Origin of the sequence: Spirosoma luteum DSM 19990 (assembly GCF_000374065.1) — a bacterium.
GTDB lineage: Bacteria > Bacteroidota > Bacteroidia > Cytophagales > Spirosomataceae > Spirosoma > Spirosoma luteum.
In genome coordinates, this window is the sequence record NZ_KB893245.1 from 829,182 (window position 1) to 848,556 (window position 19,375).

The 19,375-nt window shown below is 49.4% G+C and carries 21 protein-coding genes; 13 read left to right on the plus strand and 8 right to left on the minus strand.

Going from position 1 to position 19,375, the window contains the following annotated elements; genetic code table 11:
- Positions 1-441: 441 nt before the first annotated feature.
- Positions 442-3,456: a DEAD/DEAH box helicase gene (locus B156_RS0103415; RefSeq protein WP_018618231.1), complete on the plus strand. Its 3,015-nt coding sequence runs from the start codon at positions 442-444 to the stop codon at positions 3,454-3,456.
- 93 nt (positions 3,457-3,549) lie between these two features.
- Positions 3,550-3,726 carry a hypothetical protein gene (locus B156_RS31735; protein ID WP_018618232.1) on the plus strand — a complete coding sequence of 59 codons (177 nt, stop codon included), beginning with the start codon at positions 3,550-3,552 and terminating at the stop codon, positions 3,724-3,726.
- Positions 3,727-3,769: 43 nt separating this feature from the next.
- On the opposite strand, the gene B156_RS0103425 is transcribed toward B156_RS31735, so the two are convergent.
- Positions 3,770-4,273: a phosphoribosyltransferase family protein gene (locus B156_RS0103425; RefSeq protein ID WP_018618233.1), complete on the minus strand. Its 504-nt coding sequence runs from the start codon at positions 4,271-4,273 to the stop codon at positions 3,770-3,772.
- 133 nt (positions 4,274-4,406) lie between these two features.
- Here B156_RS0103425 and B156_RS0103430 point away from each other — a divergent pair, with 133 nt between their 5' ends.
- The 3 genes from B156_RS0103430 to B156_RS32065 all read left to right on the plus strand — a co-directional run bounded on the left by B156_RS0103430 (position 4,407) and on the right by B156_RS32065 (position 5,859).
- Positions 4,407-4,814 (plus strand): DUF4783 domain-containing protein, encoded by a 408-nt coding sequence (locus tag B156_RS0103430; protein ID WP_018618234.1) that lies wholly within the window; start codon positions 4,407-4,409, stop codon positions 4,812-4,814.
- Between the two features lie 115 nt (positions 4,815-4,929).
- The gene (locus tag B156_RS0103435) at positions 4,930-5,517 is read left to right on the plus strand and encodes a hypothetical protein (protein ID WP_018618235.1); all 588 of its coding nucleotides are present in this window, start codon (positions 4,930-4,932) and stop codon (positions 5,515-5,517) included.
- Positions 5,518-5,670: 153 nt separating this feature from the next.
- The gene (locus tag B156_RS32065) at positions 5,671-5,859 is read left to right on the plus strand and encodes a Uma2 family endonuclease (protein WP_245563679.1); all 189 of its coding nucleotides are present in this window, start codon (positions 5,671-5,673) and stop codon (positions 5,857-5,859) included.
- A 212-nt stretch (positions 5,860-6,071) separates the two neighbouring features.
- Here the strand turns inward: B156_RS32065 and B156_RS0103440 are convergent, their stop codons facing one another.
- On the minus strand, positions 6,072-6,467 hold the full coding sequence (locus B156_RS0103440; RefSeq protein WP_018618236.1) for a Dabb family protein: 396 nt from the start codon (positions 6,465-6,467) through the stop codon (positions 6,072-6,074).
- Positions 6,468-6,554: 87 nt separating this feature from the next.
- The gene (locus tag B156_RS0103445) at positions 6,555-7,778 is read right to left on the minus strand and encodes an NADP-dependent isocitrate dehydrogenase (RefSeq protein ID WP_018618237.1); all 1,224 of its coding nucleotides are present in this window, start codon (positions 7,776-7,778) and stop codon (positions 6,555-6,557) included.
- A 270-nt stretch (positions 7,779-8,048) separates the two neighbouring features.
- Here B156_RS0103445 and B156_RS0103455 point away from each other — a divergent pair, with 270 nt between their 5' ends.
- Entirely contained in the window at positions 8,049-9,113 is a 1,065-nt protein-coding gene (locus B156_RS0103455; RefSeq protein ID WP_018618239.1) for an ATP-binding protein, read from the plus strand.
- 133 nt (positions 9,114-9,246) lie between these two features.
- Here B156_RS0103455 and B156_RS0103460 read toward each other — a convergent pair whose 3' ends face one another.
- The gene (locus B156_RS0103460; protein WP_018618240.1) at positions 9,247-10,308 is read right to left on the minus strand and encodes a hypothetical protein; all 1,062 of its coding nucleotides are present in this window, start codon (positions 10,306-10,308) and stop codon (positions 9,247-9,249) included.
- Between the two features lie 84 nt (positions 10,309-10,392).
- Here B156_RS0103460 and B156_RS0103465 point away from each other — a divergent pair, with 84 nt between their 5' ends.
- The 7 genes from B156_RS0103465 to B156_RS0103495 all read left to right on the plus strand — a co-directional run bounded on the left by B156_RS0103465 (position 10,393) and on the right by B156_RS0103495 (position 16,200).
- Positions 10,393-11,583, plus strand: coding sequence for a putative sugar nucleotidyl transferase (locus B156_RS0103465; protein ID WP_018618241.1), 1,191 nt, complete (start codon positions 10,393-10,395; stop codon positions 11,581-11,583).
- Between the two features lie 44 nt (positions 11,584-11,627).
- On the plus strand, positions 11,628-12,776 hold the full coding sequence (locus B156_RS0103470) for a DNA polymerase III subunit (protein ID WP_018618242.1): 1,149 nt from the start codon (positions 11,628-11,630) through the stop codon (positions 12,774-12,776).
- A 56-nt stretch (positions 12,777-12,832) separates the two neighbouring features.
- Complete coding sequence (locus tag B156_RS28780) at positions 12,833-13,309, plus strand: ATP-dependent zinc protease family protein (protein ID WP_040584945.1); 477 nt, start codon at positions 12,833-12,835, stop codon at positions 13,307-13,309.
- A 76-nt stretch (positions 13,310-13,385) separates the two neighbouring features.
- Positions 13,386-14,294 carry a 30S ribosomal protein S6--L-glutamate ligase gene (gene rimK / locus B156_RS0103480; RefSeq protein WP_018618244.1) on the plus strand — a complete coding sequence of 303 codons (909 nt, stop codon included), beginning with the start codon at positions 13,386-13,388 and terminating at the stop codon, positions 14,292-14,294.
- A gap of 54 nt (positions 14,295-14,348) precedes the next feature.
- Entirely contained in the window at positions 14,349-15,446 is a 1,098-nt protein-coding gene (locus B156_RS0103485) for an alpha/beta hydrolase (protein ID WP_018618245.1), read from the plus strand.
- Between the two features lie 132 nt (positions 15,447-15,578).
- Positions 15,579-15,863: a type VII toxin-antitoxin system MntA family adenylyltransferase antitoxin gene (mntA, locus tag B156_RS0103490; RefSeq protein WP_018618246.1), complete on the plus strand. Its 285-nt coding sequence runs from the start codon at positions 15,579-15,581 to the stop codon at positions 15,861-15,863.
- Positions 15,847-16,200 carry a HepT-like ribonuclease domain-containing protein gene (locus B156_RS0103495; RefSeq protein WP_018618247.1) on the plus strand — a complete coding sequence of 118 codons (354 nt, stop codon included), beginning with the start codon at positions 15,847-15,849 and terminating at the stop codon, positions 16,198-16,200. Before mntA ends, B156_RS0103495 begins: the two co-directional genes overlap by 17 nt.
- 121 nt (positions 16,201-16,321) lie before the next feature.
- On the opposite strand, the gene B156_RS0103500 is transcribed toward B156_RS0103495, so the two are convergent.
- The 4 genes from B156_RS0103500 to B156_RS0103515 form a co-directional block, all read right to left on the minus strand.
- A complete protein-coding gene (locus tag B156_RS0103500; protein ID WP_018618248.1) occupies positions 16,322-17,167 on the minus strand; it encodes a 3-keto-disaccharide hydrolase in 846 nt (281 codons plus the stop codon).
- Between the two features lie 80 nt (positions 17,168-17,247).
- A complete protein-coding gene (locus B156_RS0103505; protein WP_018618249.1) occupies positions 17,248-18,144 on the minus strand; it encodes an MBL fold metallo-hydrolase in 897 nt (298 codons plus the stop codon).
- A 320-nt stretch (positions 18,145-18,464) separates the two neighbouring features.
- A complete protein-coding gene (locus tag B156_RS0103510) occupies positions 18,465-18,725 on the minus strand; it encodes a hypothetical protein (protein WP_018618250.1) in 261 nt (86 codons plus the stop codon).
- Between the two features lie 175 nt (positions 18,726-18,900).
- Positions 18,901-19,161, minus strand: coding sequence for a hypothetical protein (locus B156_RS0103515; protein ID WP_018618251.1), 261 nt, complete (start codon positions 19,159-19,161; stop codon positions 18,901-18,903).
- Positions 19,162-19,375: the final 214 nt, after the last annotated feature.

A 19,375-nucleotide genomic window follows, 5' to 3' on the forward strand; every position in this document is an offset into this window, starting at 1 on the left:
TGGCGGCTCCGTCTGAAGTAAAGGGTGAAACCGCACTTCATAATAAAAGCTAGCCCATCTGTTTCCTTCATTGTCAATGGGGCATCCTCTCCATCAATCCAGACACCACCAGCTTGGATGATGGCTCATTTATCAGTCCATTCTGCTTACCCTGCACAACCGTGGATGCGTTCACGAATCCGTACCGGATACTAATTTCCGGCGGTCTGTTCCTGCCGTTTATGGGTTTTGCATCATTCTCCCTTGTTCGTTTTGCTTTGATTCGTATATTTGAAACCGTTGACAAATGTGAACTAGGTGCAATGTGCTCATTATGAATGCTTTTGCCTGTATTTCGTGCCGCTTGTCAAAATCTTCGTCCAGTCAAATTTTCCCATACATATTCACCTTTTATGGTCGTTCTGGTCGGTCCGAGAGGATTGACGAGGAATAACAGTCTGCATGAAAGTTTCGCCTTTGCAACCATTCCAGATTGTGTATTCGTTGCTGGATCACGAGTTTCTGGGCTACCTCATTGAGGCTTTTGTCGTGCAGCGTAATGGCCGGGGGGAGTTAACGCTTCAGAATCAAACGCTTTCTACCCAAAATGTTACTGAGTTTGCGAAAGGGCTGGATGAACGGGATTTTGAACTGGTCAAATTAATCGACAGCATTCAGCAGGATACCATCGTTAAAAAGTTCAACACCCGAAAACTACCGGCTGTCGACTTTTTTCTGAAAATATACGATCCGCAGAAGGGTGATAAAGGAGCGCAGGATACGATTGGGACGTACCTCGAAACCATGAAAGCGCGGATTATGGCGCTCCTGCCCGGTAAGCCGTTTTATATTATGGGTAATGATGGTAATCCTGCCTGGGAACCCATCAACTGGATGCCCGAAAAGGCACGGGTCTATTTTCATTTCGACCGGAATCCGACCTCAACGCACTATTTCCCCATTATTCGTTACCCTATAAAGTCATGCACGAGCGGAGGAACAAATGAAAAAGGAGCCGAGACGGAGCGGGTCGACTTTCAGTTCAAAGAAGCCCTGATGATATGCGATGAGCCTGCCTACATGATGGTAGGCAACCGACTTTATCATTTCAGTAAACAGGTCGACGGTAAAAAAATACGTCCGTTCTTTTCTAAAAATCACATCGTTATTCCCCGCAATATAGAGGAACAGTACTACGAACGGTTTGTGACCCCGCTCATTGCGACTTATGACGTACGGGCCAAAGGCTTCGAGATTCGGGATGAATCACTGGTTCCTGTTCCCGTGTTAACTATTTCGGAACCGCAGCGGGCCAGCCAGAAGGTGCCGGTATCCGTGTTTGACAATGCGCTGGCCAGCACCCAGGCGGTAGTTGGTAACGATAGCCCCGACCAGCCCATTATGCTTGACCTGGGCTTCCAGTACGGCGATTTTACCTTTCGCTTCGATAGCGCAGGGCCCTCCTGTAACGTGAGCATGGAAAAGTACCATGACTCGTACCTCTTTCATAAAATTCGCCGGGATAAGGAATTGGAACGGAAAAAGCTGGCTTTCCTGCACGATATGGGCCTCGACCTGCAGGGCGGTCGGCTGGACCTGCCAAAGAAAGACGTGTTTACCTGGCTGTCAGACCATAGTAGTCAGTTACAGGAAGCTGGTTTCCTTATTCGGCAGGATGTACAGAACACGAAGCGGTACTTTCTGGGCTATTCGAGCATTAACGTATCCATTCAGGAAGGGCGCGACTGGTTTGATATATACGCCAACGTGCGGTTTGGGGAGTTCGAGATTCCCTTCCTGAAAATAAGGAAGCTCATCCTGCACAAAAAACACGAGTTTACGCTGCCCAATGGCGAAGTAGCCGTTATTCCAGATGCGTGGTTTACAAAGTACTCCGAGCTGTTTGGCTTCATGGAATACCTGGACGAACCTGATAATGCTGAGGGGCGGCTGGTGCTGCAAAAACATCACCTCGCGCTGGTGCAGGAACTGGAGCAGGACAGCCTCGCTACTACGGTTATCAGCCGCAAACTCGAACGCCTGCGCGACTTCGAGAAAATTGACAGTTCTCCACTGCCCAATGGGTTCAATGGTGCCCTGAGACCCTACCAGAAAGCCGGGTACGACTGGATGAATTTCCTGCGCCAGTACAAGTTTGGCGGCTGCCTGGCCGACGATATGGGGCTGGGGAAAACGGTCATGACGCTGGCTATGCTACAGGGGCAGAAAGAAGCGGGCATTACCAATCCAAGCCTGCTGGTGATGCCCACATCGCTGCTGTACAACTGGGAACTCGAAGCCCGGAAATTTACGCCCGACCTGCGGGTGATGGTGTACACCGGCACTTACAGAGATAAAAATACGGCTCAGTTCGATGACTACGACCTGATTTTGACCTCGTATGGTATTGTCAGAATCGACATCGATATGCTGAGCGATTACCGATTCAACTACGCTATTCTGGATGAATCGCAGGCCATAAAGAACCCGTCTTCGCACATTACCAAAGCGGTGATGCAACTCAATACTGAGCATCGGCTCATTCTGACCGGCACCCCGCTCGAGAATAGTACGCTGGACTTATGGTCGCAAATGTCGTTTATCAACCCTGGTTTGCTGGGTAGCCAGTCGTTTTTTCGGAACGAGTTTCAGGTGCCTATCGAGAAGCGGCATGATGAAGCTAAAACGGAGCGGTTGTATAACCTCATCAAGCCCTTTATGCTCCGGCGCAACAAAGCGCAGGTAGCCACCGATTTGCCCGAAAAAGTAGAAAGCGTACTCTATTGCGAAATGACGCCCGACCAGGAAACGCAGTACGAGGAAGCCAAATCCTACTACCGAAACCTGATTCTGGACCACATTGAAGAATCGGGCATGGCAAAATCGCAGATGATCGTGCTACAGGGACTTACCAAACTCCGGCAAATTGCCAACCACCCCCGTATGGTCGATGCCGATTACGAAGGGGATTCCGGCAAGCTGGATGATATGCTGATGCGCCTGGAAAGTGCCATGACCGAAAATCATAAGATTCTGGTATTCAGTCAGTTTATCAAGCACCTGAACGTGGTGCAGCAGTACCTGAAAGAAAAGAAAATTAAATACGCTTACCTGGACGGCTCCACCACCGACCGGCAAAGCCAGGTAACCCTGTTTCAGACGGACAATTCGGTTAAACTGTTTCTTATTTCGCTGAAGGCCGGAGGGCTTGGCCATAACCTGACGGCTGCCGATTACGTATTCATCCTTGACCCCTGGTGGAATCCGGCCATCGAGGCTCAGGCCGTTGACCGGGCACACCGCATTGGGCAGCAGAAAACGGTATTCTCCTATAAATTCATTGCCAAAAACACCGTGGAAGAGAAGATTCTGTCGTTGCAACGGGCCAAGCAGCAACTGGCCGGGAGTCTGATTTCTACCGAAGATACCTTCATGAAATCGCTCACAAAGGAAGATATCCTGGCATTACTCGAATGAGAAAATAAAGAATATTTTGGTTTCAGTAGACAATGTCGGCTGTTTCTAGTTGTCTGGTAAATAGTTTATCGTTCACTATAAATAACACGGTCTATGAATGCGAAAAGCATGTTTGGTATTATACTTACGTTGGTGGGACTGGTTGGCCTGATTTACGGCGGTATGGATTTTGCTAAAGGGGGCGTAGCGCAGTCCTCATTTGTGTACCTTATTCTGGGCGGAATTTTCTTCTTCGCCGGTATCGGTCTGATTCGCAGTACCCGAGCGTAAACGTAAGCCGGAAAACCGTACGTACGGTTTTCCGGCCTTCGCTCTATCGCAGATATACCCCTTTTTTCTGCTCGTCACTCAATATCACATCCACATGTTCACTGATGGTTGTGCTGAGTTCGTAGCCTTTGTAATCGGCAGCAACCGGATAGCGCGGGTGGTTGCGGTCAATCAGCACGGCCACCTGTAATTTGCGAATTGGCACCTGCAGGAAAGGTTGCAGACTAAACGCCAGCGTCCTGCCCGTATAGAGCACATCATCAACCACCACGATGACCTTGTCCGTAAAATCAATGGTAGAATGAACCGTGGGTTGCGATACCTGCGTTTTGTCCACCTCCAGCCGGATTAAGTGAACGGTGAATGGGGCAATCATTTGCAATTCATGGGCCAGTTCCTCTGCCAGCTTATAGCCTTCGCCCGAAATACCAGCGATCAACAGGGCTGTTTCGTCAAAATTATTTTCGTAAATCTGAAACGCTATCCGTCTGATTTTCTGGTGAATCTGTTCACTGGTCAGAATAAGCGTTGGTTGAACCGTGTCCATAGGTAAATCGGGCAAACGAATGTATCACGCAAAGATGGGGAAAAAGCGGGTAACCGATGAAATATCGATTTGGGTTAACTGGTTGGCATACTTTTGGCGAATGGTGTTGCAAAGTGGTCTCGTTTAACCAATTATGCACACACTCATACTTTTTGTTCTGGGCCTTTTTGCCTGGGGAACACCTGGCAAAAACACAGTCGGGAACGACATCTCCCAAACCGTAGTCGTCTCTATGCGAAATGGCGATGCCAGTCGATTATCGACCGGTTTTGCCCGAACGATTGAATTAGTGATTGACTCGGAGAAGGTAGATTTTCACACTGTTCAGGCCGACCACGCCCAATTAATTCTGCGGTCCTTTTTTCGTAAATATCCCCCGCACAGTTTTCAGTTGACCTACGAAGGGTCATCTGACCGGCTCCGCTATAGTACCGGCACGTATGAATCGAGCGGAAAGCAATTCTCTGTTTACGTACTCATGCGTCAAATCAGTAATCAGCAGTACGTTATCAATGCGCTGCATTTCAGGAAAGAAGCGTAGAACTGTATGATGCGGGGTATGTAGGGCAGCGGGTACGAATCAATACATCATATACCCTACATCATACAGCATACATTCTATTTCCCCCTATCTTTGTACTTTCCTGTAAAGTACCATGATTGTTAAGACTAAAAAGTACGCACTAGATCAAAAAACGTACATCAATATCGCCCTGCGTCAATGGGTGAAAGACAACTGGAAGTGGGCATTTGTGCCATTGGGCCTCATTTTTCTGAATGTAATACTCAGTCTGACCGGCGTTTATCCTAACTACTGGATTTACATTGTTATCGTGCTCCTCACTATTCTGTACGTGCTTTTCTGGGCGGTTCAGATTACGGGCATCGCCCAGATGGAGCAGAGCAAAGCCCTGTTTCAGAAGTATATCTACGAAATAGATAGCCGGCAGATTCTGATGCGCATTAATGCAAAGGAGGGTGGTATTCTGAAATGGGCGCAGATAGATAGTGTCATTAAAGATAAGAACGCCTACATTCTTTTTCTGGATAATGCCGAAGCCATGGCGAACGTAAAGGCGAACTGGCTGGCCAAAACCGTGACCAAAGGCCTGGCTAAAGCGCAGTTTTTATACCTGCCCTACAGCATCTTCAACAGCGATAATGACCTGCGATTTACGGAAGCACTCCTTCGGCGTAAGGGCTTACTGCCCGGTGCTCCACTACCGGCCGAAACCGTGAAGTGATAAGCTAAGGAACACCCGCAACAACTTTCCGGGGAAGTACTATTTTTTGTGTATTGGGTAAAAAAGGCAACCATGTATGCAGTCCTCCTTTACGCTTACTATCAACGCCTTCTCCGATGATAGCTGTACGCGTTTTGTCTGGCAAATCCTGAATTGCACATCGAACGCGACGAAAACGGCCACATCATTATCATGCCACCTACTGAATTAGAAAGCAGTTTCACCAGTAATGATCTGCAAACCGAAGTGAGTATCTGGAATCGGAAAACGAAAGAAGGACGCGTTTCCGACTCCAATGGTGGTTATACACTGCCGATACATCCATGCGGGCATCCTATGTAGGGTGGGTCAGCAAAGAGCGGTTGATGAACGTGGTGCCGGAAGAACTAAAAAAGTTTGCCCATGTATGCCCCTATTTTGTGATTGAAGTCCCGGAACGCCGAAGATGTACTCGTCGGCTTTACGATGAATGTATCCGACGTACTAACTTTTTAACAGAAAAACCGACTTGAGGTCGGTTTTTCTGTCTTCGGAATAACAAAAAAGTGTATCTTCTACTTTCCCTGATTCGTGAAATCCACTACGGTAATCTCATCAATCCAGGGGCCTACAATCTTCCCGAAGGCTGCGTGAGCCGGGTGGGGCAGGTAAGCATCACGGTCTTTTTCTGAATCGAAGGTCAGGATAAAGGCGTGGGTCAGGCCGTGGGCGTGGTTTTCCGGACTGTTGTTCGTTCCCCATTTCAGGTCCTTGATTTGGCTGATTTTTGTTGGTAAAGCCTCAAAAGCAGCTATGATCTCTTTTATCTTTTCGGGTGTTGCTTCGGCTTTAAACTTGAAAAGCACGATATGCTGAACGGACGTTGACTTCATTTTTTTTACGGGCGGTTTAGCAAAAGCACTAACGGATAGCAAAAACGCAACGGTTAGCAATGTGAGGGTTTGTTTCATGACCTTGTTTTTTTAGACAAAGAAAAGAAAAAGACCGGTAAGGTGGTTGGAAACCTAACCGGTCCAGCCGGGAAAACACCCCAAAAACTAAGCGGTAGTTAGTTTCGCTTTGAGGTTTGTATCCAGTGCTTCGAGGAAATCTTCGGTATTAAGATAATGCTCGTTGGCCGTTAGTTTCGTGCCAACCGGATAGGCCGACAGGGCCAAATCCTTCGTCATTTTGCCGCTTTCAACGGTTTCAACGCAAACGGCTTCCAGCGCATTGGCGAAGTCAATCAATTCCTGATTGTCATCCAGTTTGCCCCGGAAAGCCAGACCCCGTGTCCAGGCGTAAATCGACGCAATGGGGTTAGTTGAGGTTTTGTTCCCTTTCTGGTACTCGCGGTAGTGGCGCGTAACGGTACCATGGGCCGCTTCGGCTTCCATCGTTTCGCCATCGGGCGTAACCAGTACGGACGTCATCAGACCCAGTGAGCCAAATCCCTGTGCTACGGTGTCCGACTGTACGTCGCCATCGTAGTTTTTACAGGCCCATACAAAGTTACCGTCCCACTTTAGCGCGGAGGCAACCATGTCGTCGATAAGCCGGTGCTCGTAATGCACTTTGCCCATGAATTCGGCCTCGTAAATTTCCTGGAAAATGTCCTTGAACCGACCGTCGTATTTTTTCAGGATGGTATTTTTGGTCGATAGGTACAACGGCCAGTTTTTTTGCAGGGCCATGTTGAAACAGGCTTTGGCAAAACCCCGGATAGATTCATCCAGGTTGTACATACCCATAGCTACACCTGCACCGGGAAAATTGAAAACATTGTATTCCAGCACGGTTCCGTCTTCGCCTTCAAACTTCATGGTCAGTTTGCCCTTGCCCGGTACCAGAAAGTCCGTAGCCCGGTACTGATCACCAAAGGCGTGCCGACCAACGATAATAGGGTATTTCCAGTTAGTAACCAGACGCGGAACGTTGTTCATTACGATAGGCTCACGGAACACGGTACCGTCCAGAATATTGCGGATAGTACCGTTGGGCGACTTCCACATCTGCTTCAGGTTGAATTCCTTAACCCGGTCTTCGTCGGGGGTGATGGTGGCACATTTAATACCGACACCGTATTGTTTGATTGCGTTGGCCGCGTCAATCGTTACCTGATCGTTGGTTTCATCGCGGTATTCGATGCCCAGGTCGTAGTACTTGATGTCAACGTCAACGTAGGGAAGAATCAGTTTGTCTTTAATGAATTTCCAGATGATACGGGTCATTTCGTCCCCATCCAGTTCGACAACCGGATTTGCTACCTTAATTTTATTCATTGGACTGAGTTATAGATGATTGAAAATTATTCGAAAACCTGGCAGAACCGCCTGTGCATATGGTCGCCTGTGCGGTGCAAAGGTAGTAAATTGAGTACATACTTGCTGACCAACGACACGGCGTTCTTACCGGAAAACGAACGTGGGTAGCTTATCGGTGGACATACGTGCAGCTGTTGCCTGAGGGAAATAATCGATTGCCGGATGAAGTTGTGCCAGAATTGCCTAGTTTAGTCAGTCAGATTTTATTACACCACACCTGGATTCGCTATGCCTAAAATAATTACCGGAAAGGACATTTTACGGCAACTGAAAGAAGACCTTATTGGTAAAGATTCGCACCGCGGGGTTACGTTTACGTATAGTTGGCTCGCTAACCAGTTCGGTCATTTCTCGCTCGGTTTTATTGTCACCCTAATTCTTCACGCCATCCTTCGAGGGTTTGACTGCGTACATCATCCCGCAAATGGGGCTGCCGGGGGAGTGGCTGCGTTCTGGCTAATCTTTGAGTTGTATAATTTCCTGGGGCCGCTGTTATCCAACCGGGTATCGCGGTCTAAGCGCCTGTTTATTCCCGGCAGGGAAAAGTACGTTTTTCAGCCTGATTGGTGGAACATCGGTTTCGATACAGCGACTGATGTTGGCTTTTTCTGGTTTGGCACTGGTTGGGCGTGGTTGTACGCTGACCCTGTTTTTGGAAAGTGGTTAATCATTTTGGGGATGTTTTTAATTTTGTTGATTCCAAGCCGCTATTGGTATGTTGCTAAGATGTACTTACAGGCCGCTGGATATCCGTTTCAGTGCCGAATAAGCCAGTGGACGTTTGCGATTAGTGAAGACGATAAACGACTTGTGGATAATTTTCTGACTCCCTCACCAGCCAGACAGCATCTATTGATTTTTGGGGAGATGGGTAACGGAAAAACGGGCCTCGGTGTCGGTATTGCGACCGAATATTCGATCCAGCACAAAACCTGTTTTTATGTAACAGGCATGAAACTATACAGTATGTTCCCGGAGCGAATGGCCAGATCATTCACCAATATCAAAAATTTGTGGACCTGGCGTCAGGCTTCGTTGCTGGTGATTGATGATATAAACCCGGGTGGACAGATTGATGACCTGATCACACCGGAACGTTTTTTGGAACTGCTGGATGCTACCCCAACGAACCGAAATACACTGGTCAACAAAGACGTAATCTGGGTACTGGGTAACGAAGACAGCGATAAGCTACAGGGGAAGAAATGGGTCGATATGGTACACGAGATTGGCGTTGCCCGGAAAGATATTTATACAATACATCTCCCTCCCAAGGAAGTCAGGAGTAAATAGGTCCGGATTCCACCGTTTCCTGCCAATTGGGTACCCGGGTATAACCTGATTTGGGTAGTTGAGGTCCCGAATTGCCGTCGGTCCCTGGTGTTGTTCGCGCGGGACATTAGCTGTTTTCGCCAGGGTTTGTATGCTACCTACCACTTCTCAGTACCAGAAACTCCGCTACCAGTGCCCGGCTATGGGCCTCGCATTGCCAGCGCATCTGCATGAGGGGCCGGTTGGCGAAGCGACGCACAAGGGGTTGTTCGTAGGCGGTTAGCAGTCCCGCAATGAAGAAATGAAAAGTGTTAATGTCCTGCTCAATACCGTCGATTGAGATGGCGGGCGGGGGTTCGCCCAGGCGGATGAGTGCCGTGGCCAGCAGTAGCTTTTCCACCCGGTTGGGCGCATTCGCCATTTCCCGGTATGCATCATCAATCAGGCGCGGCCGAACGGATTCCAGTTCGGGAATGTAGAAGGCGGCAATAAGCCGCGCCAAATGATAAATAATCAGCGAGGTTCGGGCGTAGTGGGGAGCACATCGGAACGGTTCCGAAACGTACCGGCCCGATGCTACTACCGAGCGCAGGTAGGTGAGCGAATCAATGTCATGCTGATTCCGGGGCAGGTCATACTGATACATACAGTAGAGGATATTGCTCAGGGCGCAGGCGTCGAAATCGACGCCCATGTTTTTGCCAAACCAGGTCGAATACGCCCGGAGTGACTGGTAATCAGGGTAGGTATTGCGAATCTGGTAGCGGTTACTCCCATTAGCGTGCTGGCTCAGCTTATTTTTCAGCCATTGCTGTTCGGCCGGTGTGGGCTCGGTGGTCAGGTATACCATCGCCGTATCGTCAATGTCATCGGGGATACGGAAATGCTCGAAATGACGAAACACGTACCCGTTGGGAAAGTGCCGCGAGGGTTTGGTGGGCCAGAAGTTGTAGGTTGCCAACCCATCTTTATTCTGAAAGGCCGGGTAAGCTGCCACAGCCCGTTCGGTCAGTTGGTCAAGCTGCTTTTGGGCTTCTTCGGATACGAACTGGCGAAGTTGTTGCAGTGTAAAAACGGTGCAGGCCGTAAAAAAAACGTTCGTATCGGCTCGCTGGTACCCGATGCTGTCATTCCGCCGGACGGATGGAAACAGACCGGTTGGTTCCTGCAACCTGGCAATCTGCTGAATAATCGTTTCGGGTGTTAACGGGAACATCGTTTTGTAAAAGTACTGGTTGATACGTTCTCTTTTTCCAGATTAAGGTTAGATATTTACCCTCTAAATCCATTGTACGCATCGATGCCAAACCTGATCTTATTCGACGATCAATACATACGAACGGATTTGTTGCCGCTCACCTTCACGCGCCCGGTGTCGGGTATCCGCATTGGAATTCAGACACTGGTCGAGAAATGGGAAGGAGTGATGGGGCAAAACGCCTTCTATTTGACCCTGTCTTATTTACGGGCCAAATTTCCTTACACACCCGGCCCCGACAACTGGTACGTAAACGGAGCCGTATGCCCCACAGAGGCTTTACGGGAAGCCATTCTGGCCCTGGAAAGCGGTGCCGGTTTGCTTACTCCCGACGGCCACGTGCTGGCCGTTCGGACGGAGGATGCCCTGCGAGTGGCCCCTACTGTTACGGATAAATACAGCTTTTCGGTCTTTTCGGAACCACTCACCCTGATTCTTAATCTATGGGACATTTTCGAACAAAACGGTAGTCAGATTCGGGCCGACTTTGCCCGGATAACGGCCGGACGAACATCCGCTCCCATTACCGACCCGTTTACCCGGTGCTACGCGCCCGAAAATATTTTTGTGGAAGAGGGTGCCAACATTCGGGCCGCTATCCTTAATGCTGAAAGCGGTCCCATTTACATCGGCCGTAACGCAACCATAAATGAAGGCTCCGTTGTACTTGGTCCTTTTTCGCTGGGCCATGATTCCACGATTAGCTGGAACAGCAAAATGCGGAACAACACCACCATCGGGCCTTATTGCAAAGTGGGGGGCGAGGTTGGTAACTCGGTTTTCTTTGGTTATAGCAACAAAAGTCACGACGGATTCCTGGGCAATTCGGTCATTGGTGAGTGGTGTAACCTGGGGGCCAACGTTAATAACTCGAACCTGAAAAACGACTACAGCAACGTTAAACTGCATTCCTACGCCACCGGTCACCTCGAAGACACCGGCCGTATTTTCTGCGGCTTAACTATGGGCGATTTCACCAAAGCGGGTATCAGTACCATGTTCAACACCGGAACGGTGGTGGGCGTAAGTGCCAATATATTCGGAGCGGGTTACCAGCCTAAGTTTGTCCCTTCGTTTTCGTGGGGCGGGACCGATTCCGGGTTTACGCCCTACCGCATCGAAAAAGCCGTACAGGTAGCCCGCGAAGCGTTTGTCCGACGTAATAAAGCATTCGACAAGGTAGAGGAAGGCATTCTGCGGGCCGTTTTCTTTTCGGTGGTTAGTGAATTTTAACGATCCCTGTAACAGGATCAATCCAGTTTCTCTCGTTATCAAGCGTGTTATTTAACGAAATCATAGGTCAGGACGAAACGAAGCAACTGCTGCTGCGGTCGGTGAAAACCAATCATCTGGCCCACGCCCTGTTGTTCGACGGGCCAAGCGGGAGCGCTAATCTCACCCTCGCGCTGGCACTGGCGCAGTACGTGAACTGCGAGGAACGGCAGCAGTCCGGCATACTGGCCGACGATGCCTGCGGACGGTGTGCATCCTGCATAAAGATCCAGAAATTCGTACACCCCGACCTGCACATGGTGTTCCCGGTGGCCAATCTGGCAAAGGGAAAAACGTCTGAAGCGTACCTGGCCGACTGGCGTAAATTCCTGCTTGATACGCCCTACCGTACACTGCCCGATTGGCTCGAAACCGTTGGGGCGGATAACAAACAGGGCAATATCTCGGCCGAAGAAGCCCGGACTATCCTGCAAAAATTATCCCTGAAAGCGTATGAGGGCGCGTATAAAATCATGCTCATCTGGTTGCCCGAACTCATGAACGGACCATCGGCCAATGCGCTGCTGAAAGTACTGGAAGAGCCTCCCGCGCAGACCCTGTTTCTGCTGGTGACCAACCAGCCGGATAAGCTGCTGATTACAATTTTATCCCGAACGCAGCGGATAGCGGTGCGGACCTTTACCGATGAAGAAGTAACGACGCACCTGCGCCAGCACCTGAACCTCGACGAAACAACCGCCCGGCGCATGGCCTACCTGGCGGATGGCAATCTGGCCGAAGCCCTGAAACTGGCCAAACAGAACGATGCCCCCGCCCGAAGCAGTGGGCCCGACAATCATACGTGGTTTGCCGACTGGATGCGGACCTGCTACCGGCAGGATTTGATTACCCTCGTTAAGCAGGCCGACCAGTTCGACGGGTTCAGCAAGGAAAAACAGAAGGGGTTAATTGATTACAGCATCCGCCTGTACCGCGATTTATTTCTATGGCAACAGGGAGCCAGTGCCCTGCTGCGGCTACCCGATAATGAACTGACATTCGTTAAAAATTTTGCTAAATACCTGACTGTCGAGCACATCGAACAGATTGTAGCCGACCTCAACGAAGCCGCTTATCACCTCGAACGCAACGCCCGCGCCAAAATGATACTGCTGGATATGTCGCTCACGTTTAGCCGACTGATTCGTACCTGACTTTATACCTTTTTAGGTGTCAATATCCCCTGGTTGACCTGAATTACAAAAGGCATATGCTTAATCCTAAACAAATAATCGGCATGACGGATCTGGTCGATTTCCCGGATTTAGGGTTATTCGACGTACAGGCTAAAGTCGATACGGGAGCTTATACATCGGCCCTGCATTGCAAGGAGGTTCGGCTTGTAAAGTTGGGCCAAAAGAAAATGTTACGTTTTTTATTAATTGACAAAACCGGAAAGGACTCCCGGCAGTTCTACAGCGACCAGTTCAGTCAGCGCATGATTCGCAACTCGTTCGGTGTGGCCGAAAAACGGTATGTTATCGAAACCCGCATCGTTTTGTTCGGCCGTACTATCCGAACGGAGTTTACGCTGGCCGACCGGGAAGCCCTTAAAAATCCGGTGCTGCTGGGGCGTAAGTTGCTCCGAAATCGGTTTGTGGTCGATGTGGCGCAGAAGAACCTCTCTTACCAGCAAAAACTCGATGGCGAGTTGCCTGATAATAGTCAACAGTCGTCGCTAGACTAGTGCTTGTTTCCTACAGCCTTACAGATACTGTTCATACCGTACCCGAACATAGTCTACTCAGCTATCAATAACTCCGATGCGTATCGCCATTTTATCGGCTAAGCCTGATTTATATTCGACCCAGCGATTACTGGAGGCCGTTCACAGTCGTGGCCACGAGGGTATTGTTGTCAATCACCTGAATTGCCAGGTCATGATTGAAGGGGGCCGTCCTTCGGTTTTATACGAAGGACGCGAACTGGATCCGCTGGATGCTATCGTTCCCCGGATTGGGGCTTCCGTAACGGATTATGGCTGCGCCGTTGTTCGCCAGTTTGAGATGATGAACGTATTTACAACGGCGAAATCCCAGGCCATTACGCGTTCCCGCAATAAGTTGCGGAGTTTACAGGTCCTGTCGAAAGCGGGTGTGGGCCTACCCAAAACGGTTTTTGCCAACCATCCTAAAAATGGGGATATCACGCAGCTTATTCAACTCGTTGGCGGGCCGCCAGTAGTCATCAAACTTCTGGAAGGCACCCAGGGCATTGGTGTCGTGCTGGCTGAAACGAACAAGGCGGCCAAATCTACCATCGAAGCGTTTTATGGCTTGAAAAAACACGTTCTGGTGCAGGAGTTCATTGCCGAAGCACAAGGGGCCGACCTCCGGGCTTTTGTGGTGGGAGGCCGCGTGGTGGGGGCCATGAAACGGCAGGGCGTGGAAGGGGAGTTTCGGTCAAATCTGCACCGGGGCGGCAATGCAGTTGCCATTCAGCTCACACCCGCCGAAGAACAGACCGCCATCGATGCTGCCCGCGCCCTCGGCCTTAAAGTGGCCGGTGTAGACATGCTTTCTTCCGAACGGGGGCCGCTGGTGCTGGAAGTAAACTCATCGCCGGGACTGGGTGGCATCGAAAAAGCCACGGGTGCCGACATCGCCAGCGAAATAGTCATCTACATCGAAGAAAAAATTAAAGCCGACGAAAGCGATATGGTAGGGGTGTAAAAAGGTAGTAAAAATGGTCCTTATCATGCTTCTATCGGCGTAAACCGTATCCCTATGTCTCGTCCATTCAGGCTCTTTCGTCGTTTCATTTCCTCGTTGCTCTTACTGAGCGCGTTACTCATTTCCATTCAGGCACATAGCCAGAATACGTCCATAAAAGCCGGAAAAGTGGAGCGCATAAAAGTCCACGGAAAAGGGCTGGAAGGTAATCTGGCTGGTGATTCACCAGATAGGGATGTGTCGGTGTATTTGCCGCCCAGCTACCAGACCGACAAAAAACAGCACTACCCCGTTATCTATTTTCTGCACGGCTTCACGGACAGTGACGATAAATGGTACGGCTTCACCAAGCACTGGATTAATCTGCCTGCCGTGATGGATAAGACGCTGGCCGAGGGGAAAACGAAGGAGTTTATCATCGTGACACCCAACGCCTACAACCGGTATTTCGGCAGTATGTATTCCAACTCAGTGACCATTGGCAACTGGGAGGATTTTGTGGCCGAGGAACTGGTGGCCTATATGGATAAAAACTACCGCACTATTCCGCAGGCCGGCAGCCGTGGATTGGCGGGCCACTCGATGGGTGGGTATGGTACGATACGTATCGGGCAGAAACACCCCGAAATCTTTTCCAGTCTGTACTTGCTCAGTCCCTGCTGCATGGTGCCGAATATGAACAGCCCCACTAATTCGGAGCGGGCAACAAAAATGGAAGCTATCAAAACGCAGGACGAACTGGAGAAAGCCGATTTCGGCATAAAAGCTGCGTTTGCATCAGCGGCTTCCTGGTCGCCCAACCCAACGAATGCGCCCTTCTACCTGGATTTGCCGACGAAAGATGGTCAGCCGCAACCCTTAGTTACGGCCAAATGGGCGGCCAACGCTCCCCTGGCTACGCTCGACCAATATATTGGCAACATCAAACAACTCCACGCGCTGGCATTTGATGCCGGTTCAAAAGATGCGAGTATTGCCGCCACCAATAAAACGCTGGACGCCCTCCTGACCAACTACCAGATCCCACACACCTACGAAGAATACGACGGCGACCACATCAACCGTATCGCCGAGCGCATCGAGCAGAAAATGCTCCCTTTTTTCACAACGAACTTATCGAGTGAGGTCGTGAAAGGAGGGAAGAAGCGGTGAGTGGGTTTTCCGTTTGCCAGGGAATCAGTTACCTTTAAAATAGGTATGGACAGACATGCATAAGAAAAGTATTTTCGATTAATATAACTTATCTCTGATAACTTGCCGATATACTAGTCTGGCTAATCAACCATGTTTCCACAACTCATTCCCTATTTCGAGAAGCAGCCCGTAAAGCGTGCTTATCTGTTCGGTTCAGTGGCAAGGGGTGAACAAACAGATGACAGCGACATTGATATTTTAGTAGAACTGGATTATGAGCAGGGTGCTGACTTTTTTCGGTTTCTGGATATGCAGGATCAACTGGCCGATTTACTTGAGAAACCTGTAGACCTAGTTAGTGCTAATGGATTATCTCCCCTAATTAGGCCTTACATCGAACTCGAAAAGCGACTGATTTATGAAAAAGCTGCTTGACGATAAAATTCGGTTACTGCATATACTTCAGTCTATTGAGTATATCGATGGATTCATGGAGGGACGTATTAAGGAATCTCTTTATAATGAACCCATGTTTCGCTTTGCTGTTGAGCGACAGTTGGAAATAATCGGAGAAGCGGCCAATCATCTATCGGATGCTCTAATAGAATTATCTTCCGAGACTGAATGGCGTAAAATTATTGCCTTCCGCAACTTTGTAGCACATGAATATTTTGGTATTGATCTGGAATTGCTTTGGGATGTTGCTACGAACAAGCTACCACCTCTCAAACGAGCAGTTGAACAACTTCTAGCCGGATATTTCACAGAGTAAGTACCAAATATCATCGCTTATCCACATTGAAGATGTTATTCAATAGCTCATTAGTCGATTACAATTAGCCCTTGTTACTTTCACAAAGGGCTCTGGTGCAATCTAAATGCACAGTCAGAATTCATTTACCGGACACATGGTCTCTCCGGGTCTGTAGCTGCTTTAGCACTGCATTCAACTCTTTGGGCTTCCGCATGTAGGATGATAAATCATACAGGGAAACGGTGCGAAATTCGACGGGGTGGCTTTCACTTTGCAGGGAAATATATCCTTCGCTGATTAGTTGCCCGTCTTTCTTGATGGCCGGGTCGTAGTTGATGACGTTGCCACCCCCAATCTGCGGTTTTGAGTAGGCCATGACTGTATCACCCTCCACCATGTGTTTAATTAGCGAGTCGCCGAGCACCAGGGCTTCGGCATGCACCCATTGATCTCCGGCGTAGGTTTTCGAGTTGGAGTCGATGCAATGGGGCGTAAAGAGTTTGCCATCCCGTACCACATTTGTGCCGGGTGTGCACAGGTTCCCTGTATGCCGTTCGTGCTGACCGTCGCCCCCCAGCAACTGCATTTCCAGCGAAATCGGGAAATCCTGTTTCAGCCCCATTGTTTTGGGGTCCTGCCCGTGCAGCATGGCTCCGCTATTTCGGGTGGCCCAGCCAGGTCCGCCTTTGGCCTGATCACCAACGAATCGATACTCCATTACCAGCAGGTAAGCCGAAAAAGATTTATTGTAGAAAATATGACCGTACTGCTCATCGAAGGCTTTGTATTGATCATATCGCACCACCATTTTACCGTCTTCTACTCTGAAGGTGTTGCCATAGTTATCGTTGAGCGGATGACCGGTTATTTTCACCGCCCAGTTCCTAAGGTCTTTCCCGTTGAAAAGCTCAACCCATTTGCCCGATTGAGCCAACGATAGGGTTGCGGTACACCAAAAAGTAAACAATAAGCTAAATAGACGCATAGGGTATAATCGTTAGAAAAAGGGGGCGATTGTGTGTATCGACCCCCTTGTATGCAGCTGAATAAATTACACAACAAGTATCAGGCAGTCAGTTCTTCATAGGCAGCCTGCAAACTTCGCACAATACCGTCGCCCTGCCATTCGGTAACGCCCGGAATAGCCGTTACTTTCAGGACTTCTTCTTTTGATTTTCCGGCTTTGATTTCCTGACCGACAAAAACGAGCAGCTTCTCCAGATAATCCTTGAAAGCCTTGATATCCTCTTTACCCCCAGTTACTTTTTCGGGGTCGAACGCGTGGCCAAAAACGAAAAGGGTCTTGCCATCGAAAGTCGTCAGCGTTTTATCCAGAATTGTAATCCAGTTCTTGATGCTGGCTCCGGCACTTCGGTCGATAAATGGGTACCGGCGGTTGGACATCAGGTCGCCCATGTGCAGCACATTGGCGTTTTCGAAGTGAATCAGGCCGTCGCCATCGGTATGACCCGGTCCATAGTAGTAGGCCCGGATGCTCTCTCCGCCCACCTTCTTTTTCCAGCCCTGGCTGAAGGTAGTATCGGGGTAAAGCTGTTTATCTTCCGTCTTCGCTTTTTCGGCTACCGCTTTCTGGTTTTTTAGCGAGTTCTCATGGGCCACCACCTGCTCCACCAAGCCTTTGAACGCAATATTACCACCGGTATGGTCGCCGTGGTGATGCGTGTTTATCAGTAAATGAATGGGGATATCGGATGTTTTTTTCAGGGCGCCAATCAAGTGCTGAGCCTGCTCCGGAAACTCCGTGTCTACCACAACCCAGCCTTCTTTAGTGCGGAGATAGGCAATGGTTCCACCCTTTTCGGTGAACACCCCCACCGTGTCGCGAACCATTTTCATCTTGTACGGGTCGTCGGCAGCCAGTTGGGCAAAAAGGGGATGGTTAATCAGCGATACACTGCCTACGGCTAGTGCGGAGTAGTGAACAAAATTTCTGCGATTCATGTACCTGTACTTAAGGGGTTGATTGTTTGTGCCAGCCAGTGCATAACGATTACGCGTACCAGTGTTACACAGCCGCTAGCTTTCATAAATATACGCAGGCTGATTCATTTTTCGATTTGGTTCCACTATACGGCAACGCACATTGGAAATGATACGACTACAGACTATATGGCTACGAATCCAGTCAACACCATTCGTTAACTGCGCCGTAATCATGTAATGTCTCTGACCAGCCTGTCTGTAAAACCGATTAGGTTATGTTTTCAGGCTGGTCGAAGAAAACAAAAGGATTGGTTGCTTCCCTATCAGGCCAGGGAGAATCAGCCATTGGCACGATTGCCGGCCAGAGCTAGTCCACCGCCAATAAGGCCGTTATCTGTTTGCCCCACATAAAGACCACTGCTCTTAACCAGGCTGTTGCCTATGTAACCATCGCCGAAAAGATTCCTGCCCTTAGTCCCGCCTGCACCCGTACCGACTGTAGTACCGGGTTTCTTGCTAAAATATTTATAGAGGCCGAAACCGGCCGCCAGTGTTACGCCCAGAGCAAGGCCTGCAAGAGTGGTTGCTTTCTTATCCATGATGGTTTATCAAGTTGTTTGCAGCAATAACAGCCGTTCGGTCAAATGGTTTTGGTGTAACCCATACCCCCAACACCCATTGGTTTGCCGGGGCACGAAGAGATCAATACAGGGAGTAGCTAACCAACTACAAAAGCGGGCCTGCTCATAAACCAGTAAGCGTGTTATATACTGATCAGGAGCGTTGAAACAGATACCACATGATTAAAACAAGAATGGCTTCCATTATCCATACGTGCAGCGTATTGTGATGCGCCAGTTGACGAATCAGAAAGTGCAATCCGAGGGCACCGCCCGCAACAGGAATACCGAAGAAGAACTGTAGCACATTATTCTCCTGCTTCATGTCCACAAATCCATACAGAATGATAATCAGCCCTATTCCTGCCACGAAAACGAGCGGTGTCAACAGGCTGAACAGTTTCGTTATAACCATCTGTTTGGTTGCCCGCTAGGTTTTAATCTTGGTACGATGGGCTTTAGTTCAACTCAAAACGTAACCGGATGGTTTGATTTAGGGTACTTCTCCACACCGGTTTGTCAGGGCATAACGCTTGTGGGCAGCGAGACACGACGCGTGGTCTTGGCGTGAAAGCCGTATTTCAGGACGCCTTCCTCCACTACGAATATAGCGTTGGCACGGGTTGAAA

Coding starts and splice junctions, on each gene's coding strand:
- B156_RS0103415 (WP_018618231.1), top strand. CDS start 442: ATGAAAGTTTCGCCTTTGCAACCATTCCAGATTGTGTATTCGTTGCTG.
- B156_RS31735 (WP_018618232.1), top strand. CDS start 3,550: ATGAATGCGAAAAGCATGTTTGGTATTATACTTACGTTGGTGGGACTG.
- B156_RS0103425 (WP_018618233.1), bottom strand. CDS start 4,273: ATGGACACGGTTCAACCAACGCTTATTCTGACCAGTGAACAGATTCAC.
- B156_RS0103430 (WP_018618234.1), top strand. CDS start 4,407: ATGCACACACTCATACTTTTTGTTCTGGGCCTTTTTGCCTGGGGAACA.
- B156_RS0103435 (WP_018618235.1), top strand. CDS start 4,930: ATGATTGTTAAGACTAAAAAGTACGCACTAGATCAAAAAACGTACATC.
- B156_RS0103440 (WP_018618236.1), bottom strand. CDS start 6,467: ATGAAACAAACCCTCACATTGCTAACCGTTGCGTTTTTGCTATCCGTT.
- B156_RS0103445 (WP_018618237.1), bottom strand. CDS start 7,778: ATGAATAAAATTAAGGTAGCAAATCCGGTTGTCGAACTGGATGGGGAC.
- B156_RS0103455 (WP_018618239.1), top strand. CDS start 8,049: ATGCCTAAAATAATTACCGGAAAGGACATTTTACGGCAACTGAAAGAA.
- B156_RS0103460 (WP_018618240.1), bottom strand. CDS start 10,308: ATGTTCCCGTTAACACCCGAAACGATTATTCAGCAGATTGCCAGGTTG.
- B156_RS0103465 (WP_018618241.1), top strand. CDS start 10,393: ATGCCAAACCTGATCTTATTCGACGATCAATACATACGAACGGATTTG.
- B156_RS28780 (WP_040584945.1), top strand. CDS start 12,833: ATGCTTAATCCTAAACAAATAATCGGCATGACGGATCTGGTCGATTTC.
- rimK (WP_018618244.1), top strand. CDS start 13,386: ATGCGTATCGCCATTTTATCGGCTAAGCCTGATTTATATTCGACCCAG.
- B156_RS0103485 (WP_018618245.1), top strand. CDS start 14,349: ATGTCTCGTCCATTCAGGCTCTTTCGTCGTTTCATTTCCTCGTTGCTC.
- mntA (WP_018618246.1), top strand. CDS start 15,579: ATGTTTCCACAACTCATTCCCTATTTCGAGAAGCAGCCCGTAAAGCGT.
- B156_RS0103495 (WP_018618247.1), top strand. CDS start 15,847: ATGAAAAAGCTGCTTGACGATAAAATTCGGTTACTGCATATACTTCAG.
- B156_RS0103500 (WP_018618248.1), bottom strand. CDS start 17,167: ATGCGTCTATTTAGCTTATTGTTTACTTTTTGGTGTACCGCAACCCTA.
- B156_RS0103505 (WP_018618249.1), bottom strand. CDS start 18,144: ATGAATCGCAGAAATTTTGTTCACTACTCCGCACTAGCCGTAGGCAGT.
- B156_RS0103510 (WP_018618250.1), bottom strand. CDS start 18,725: ATGGATAAGAAAGCAACCACTCTTGCAGGCCTTGCTCTGGGCGTAACA.
- B156_RS0103515 (WP_018618251.1), bottom strand. CDS start 19,161: ATGGTTATAACGAAACTGTTCAGCCTGTTGACACCGCTCGTTTTCGTG.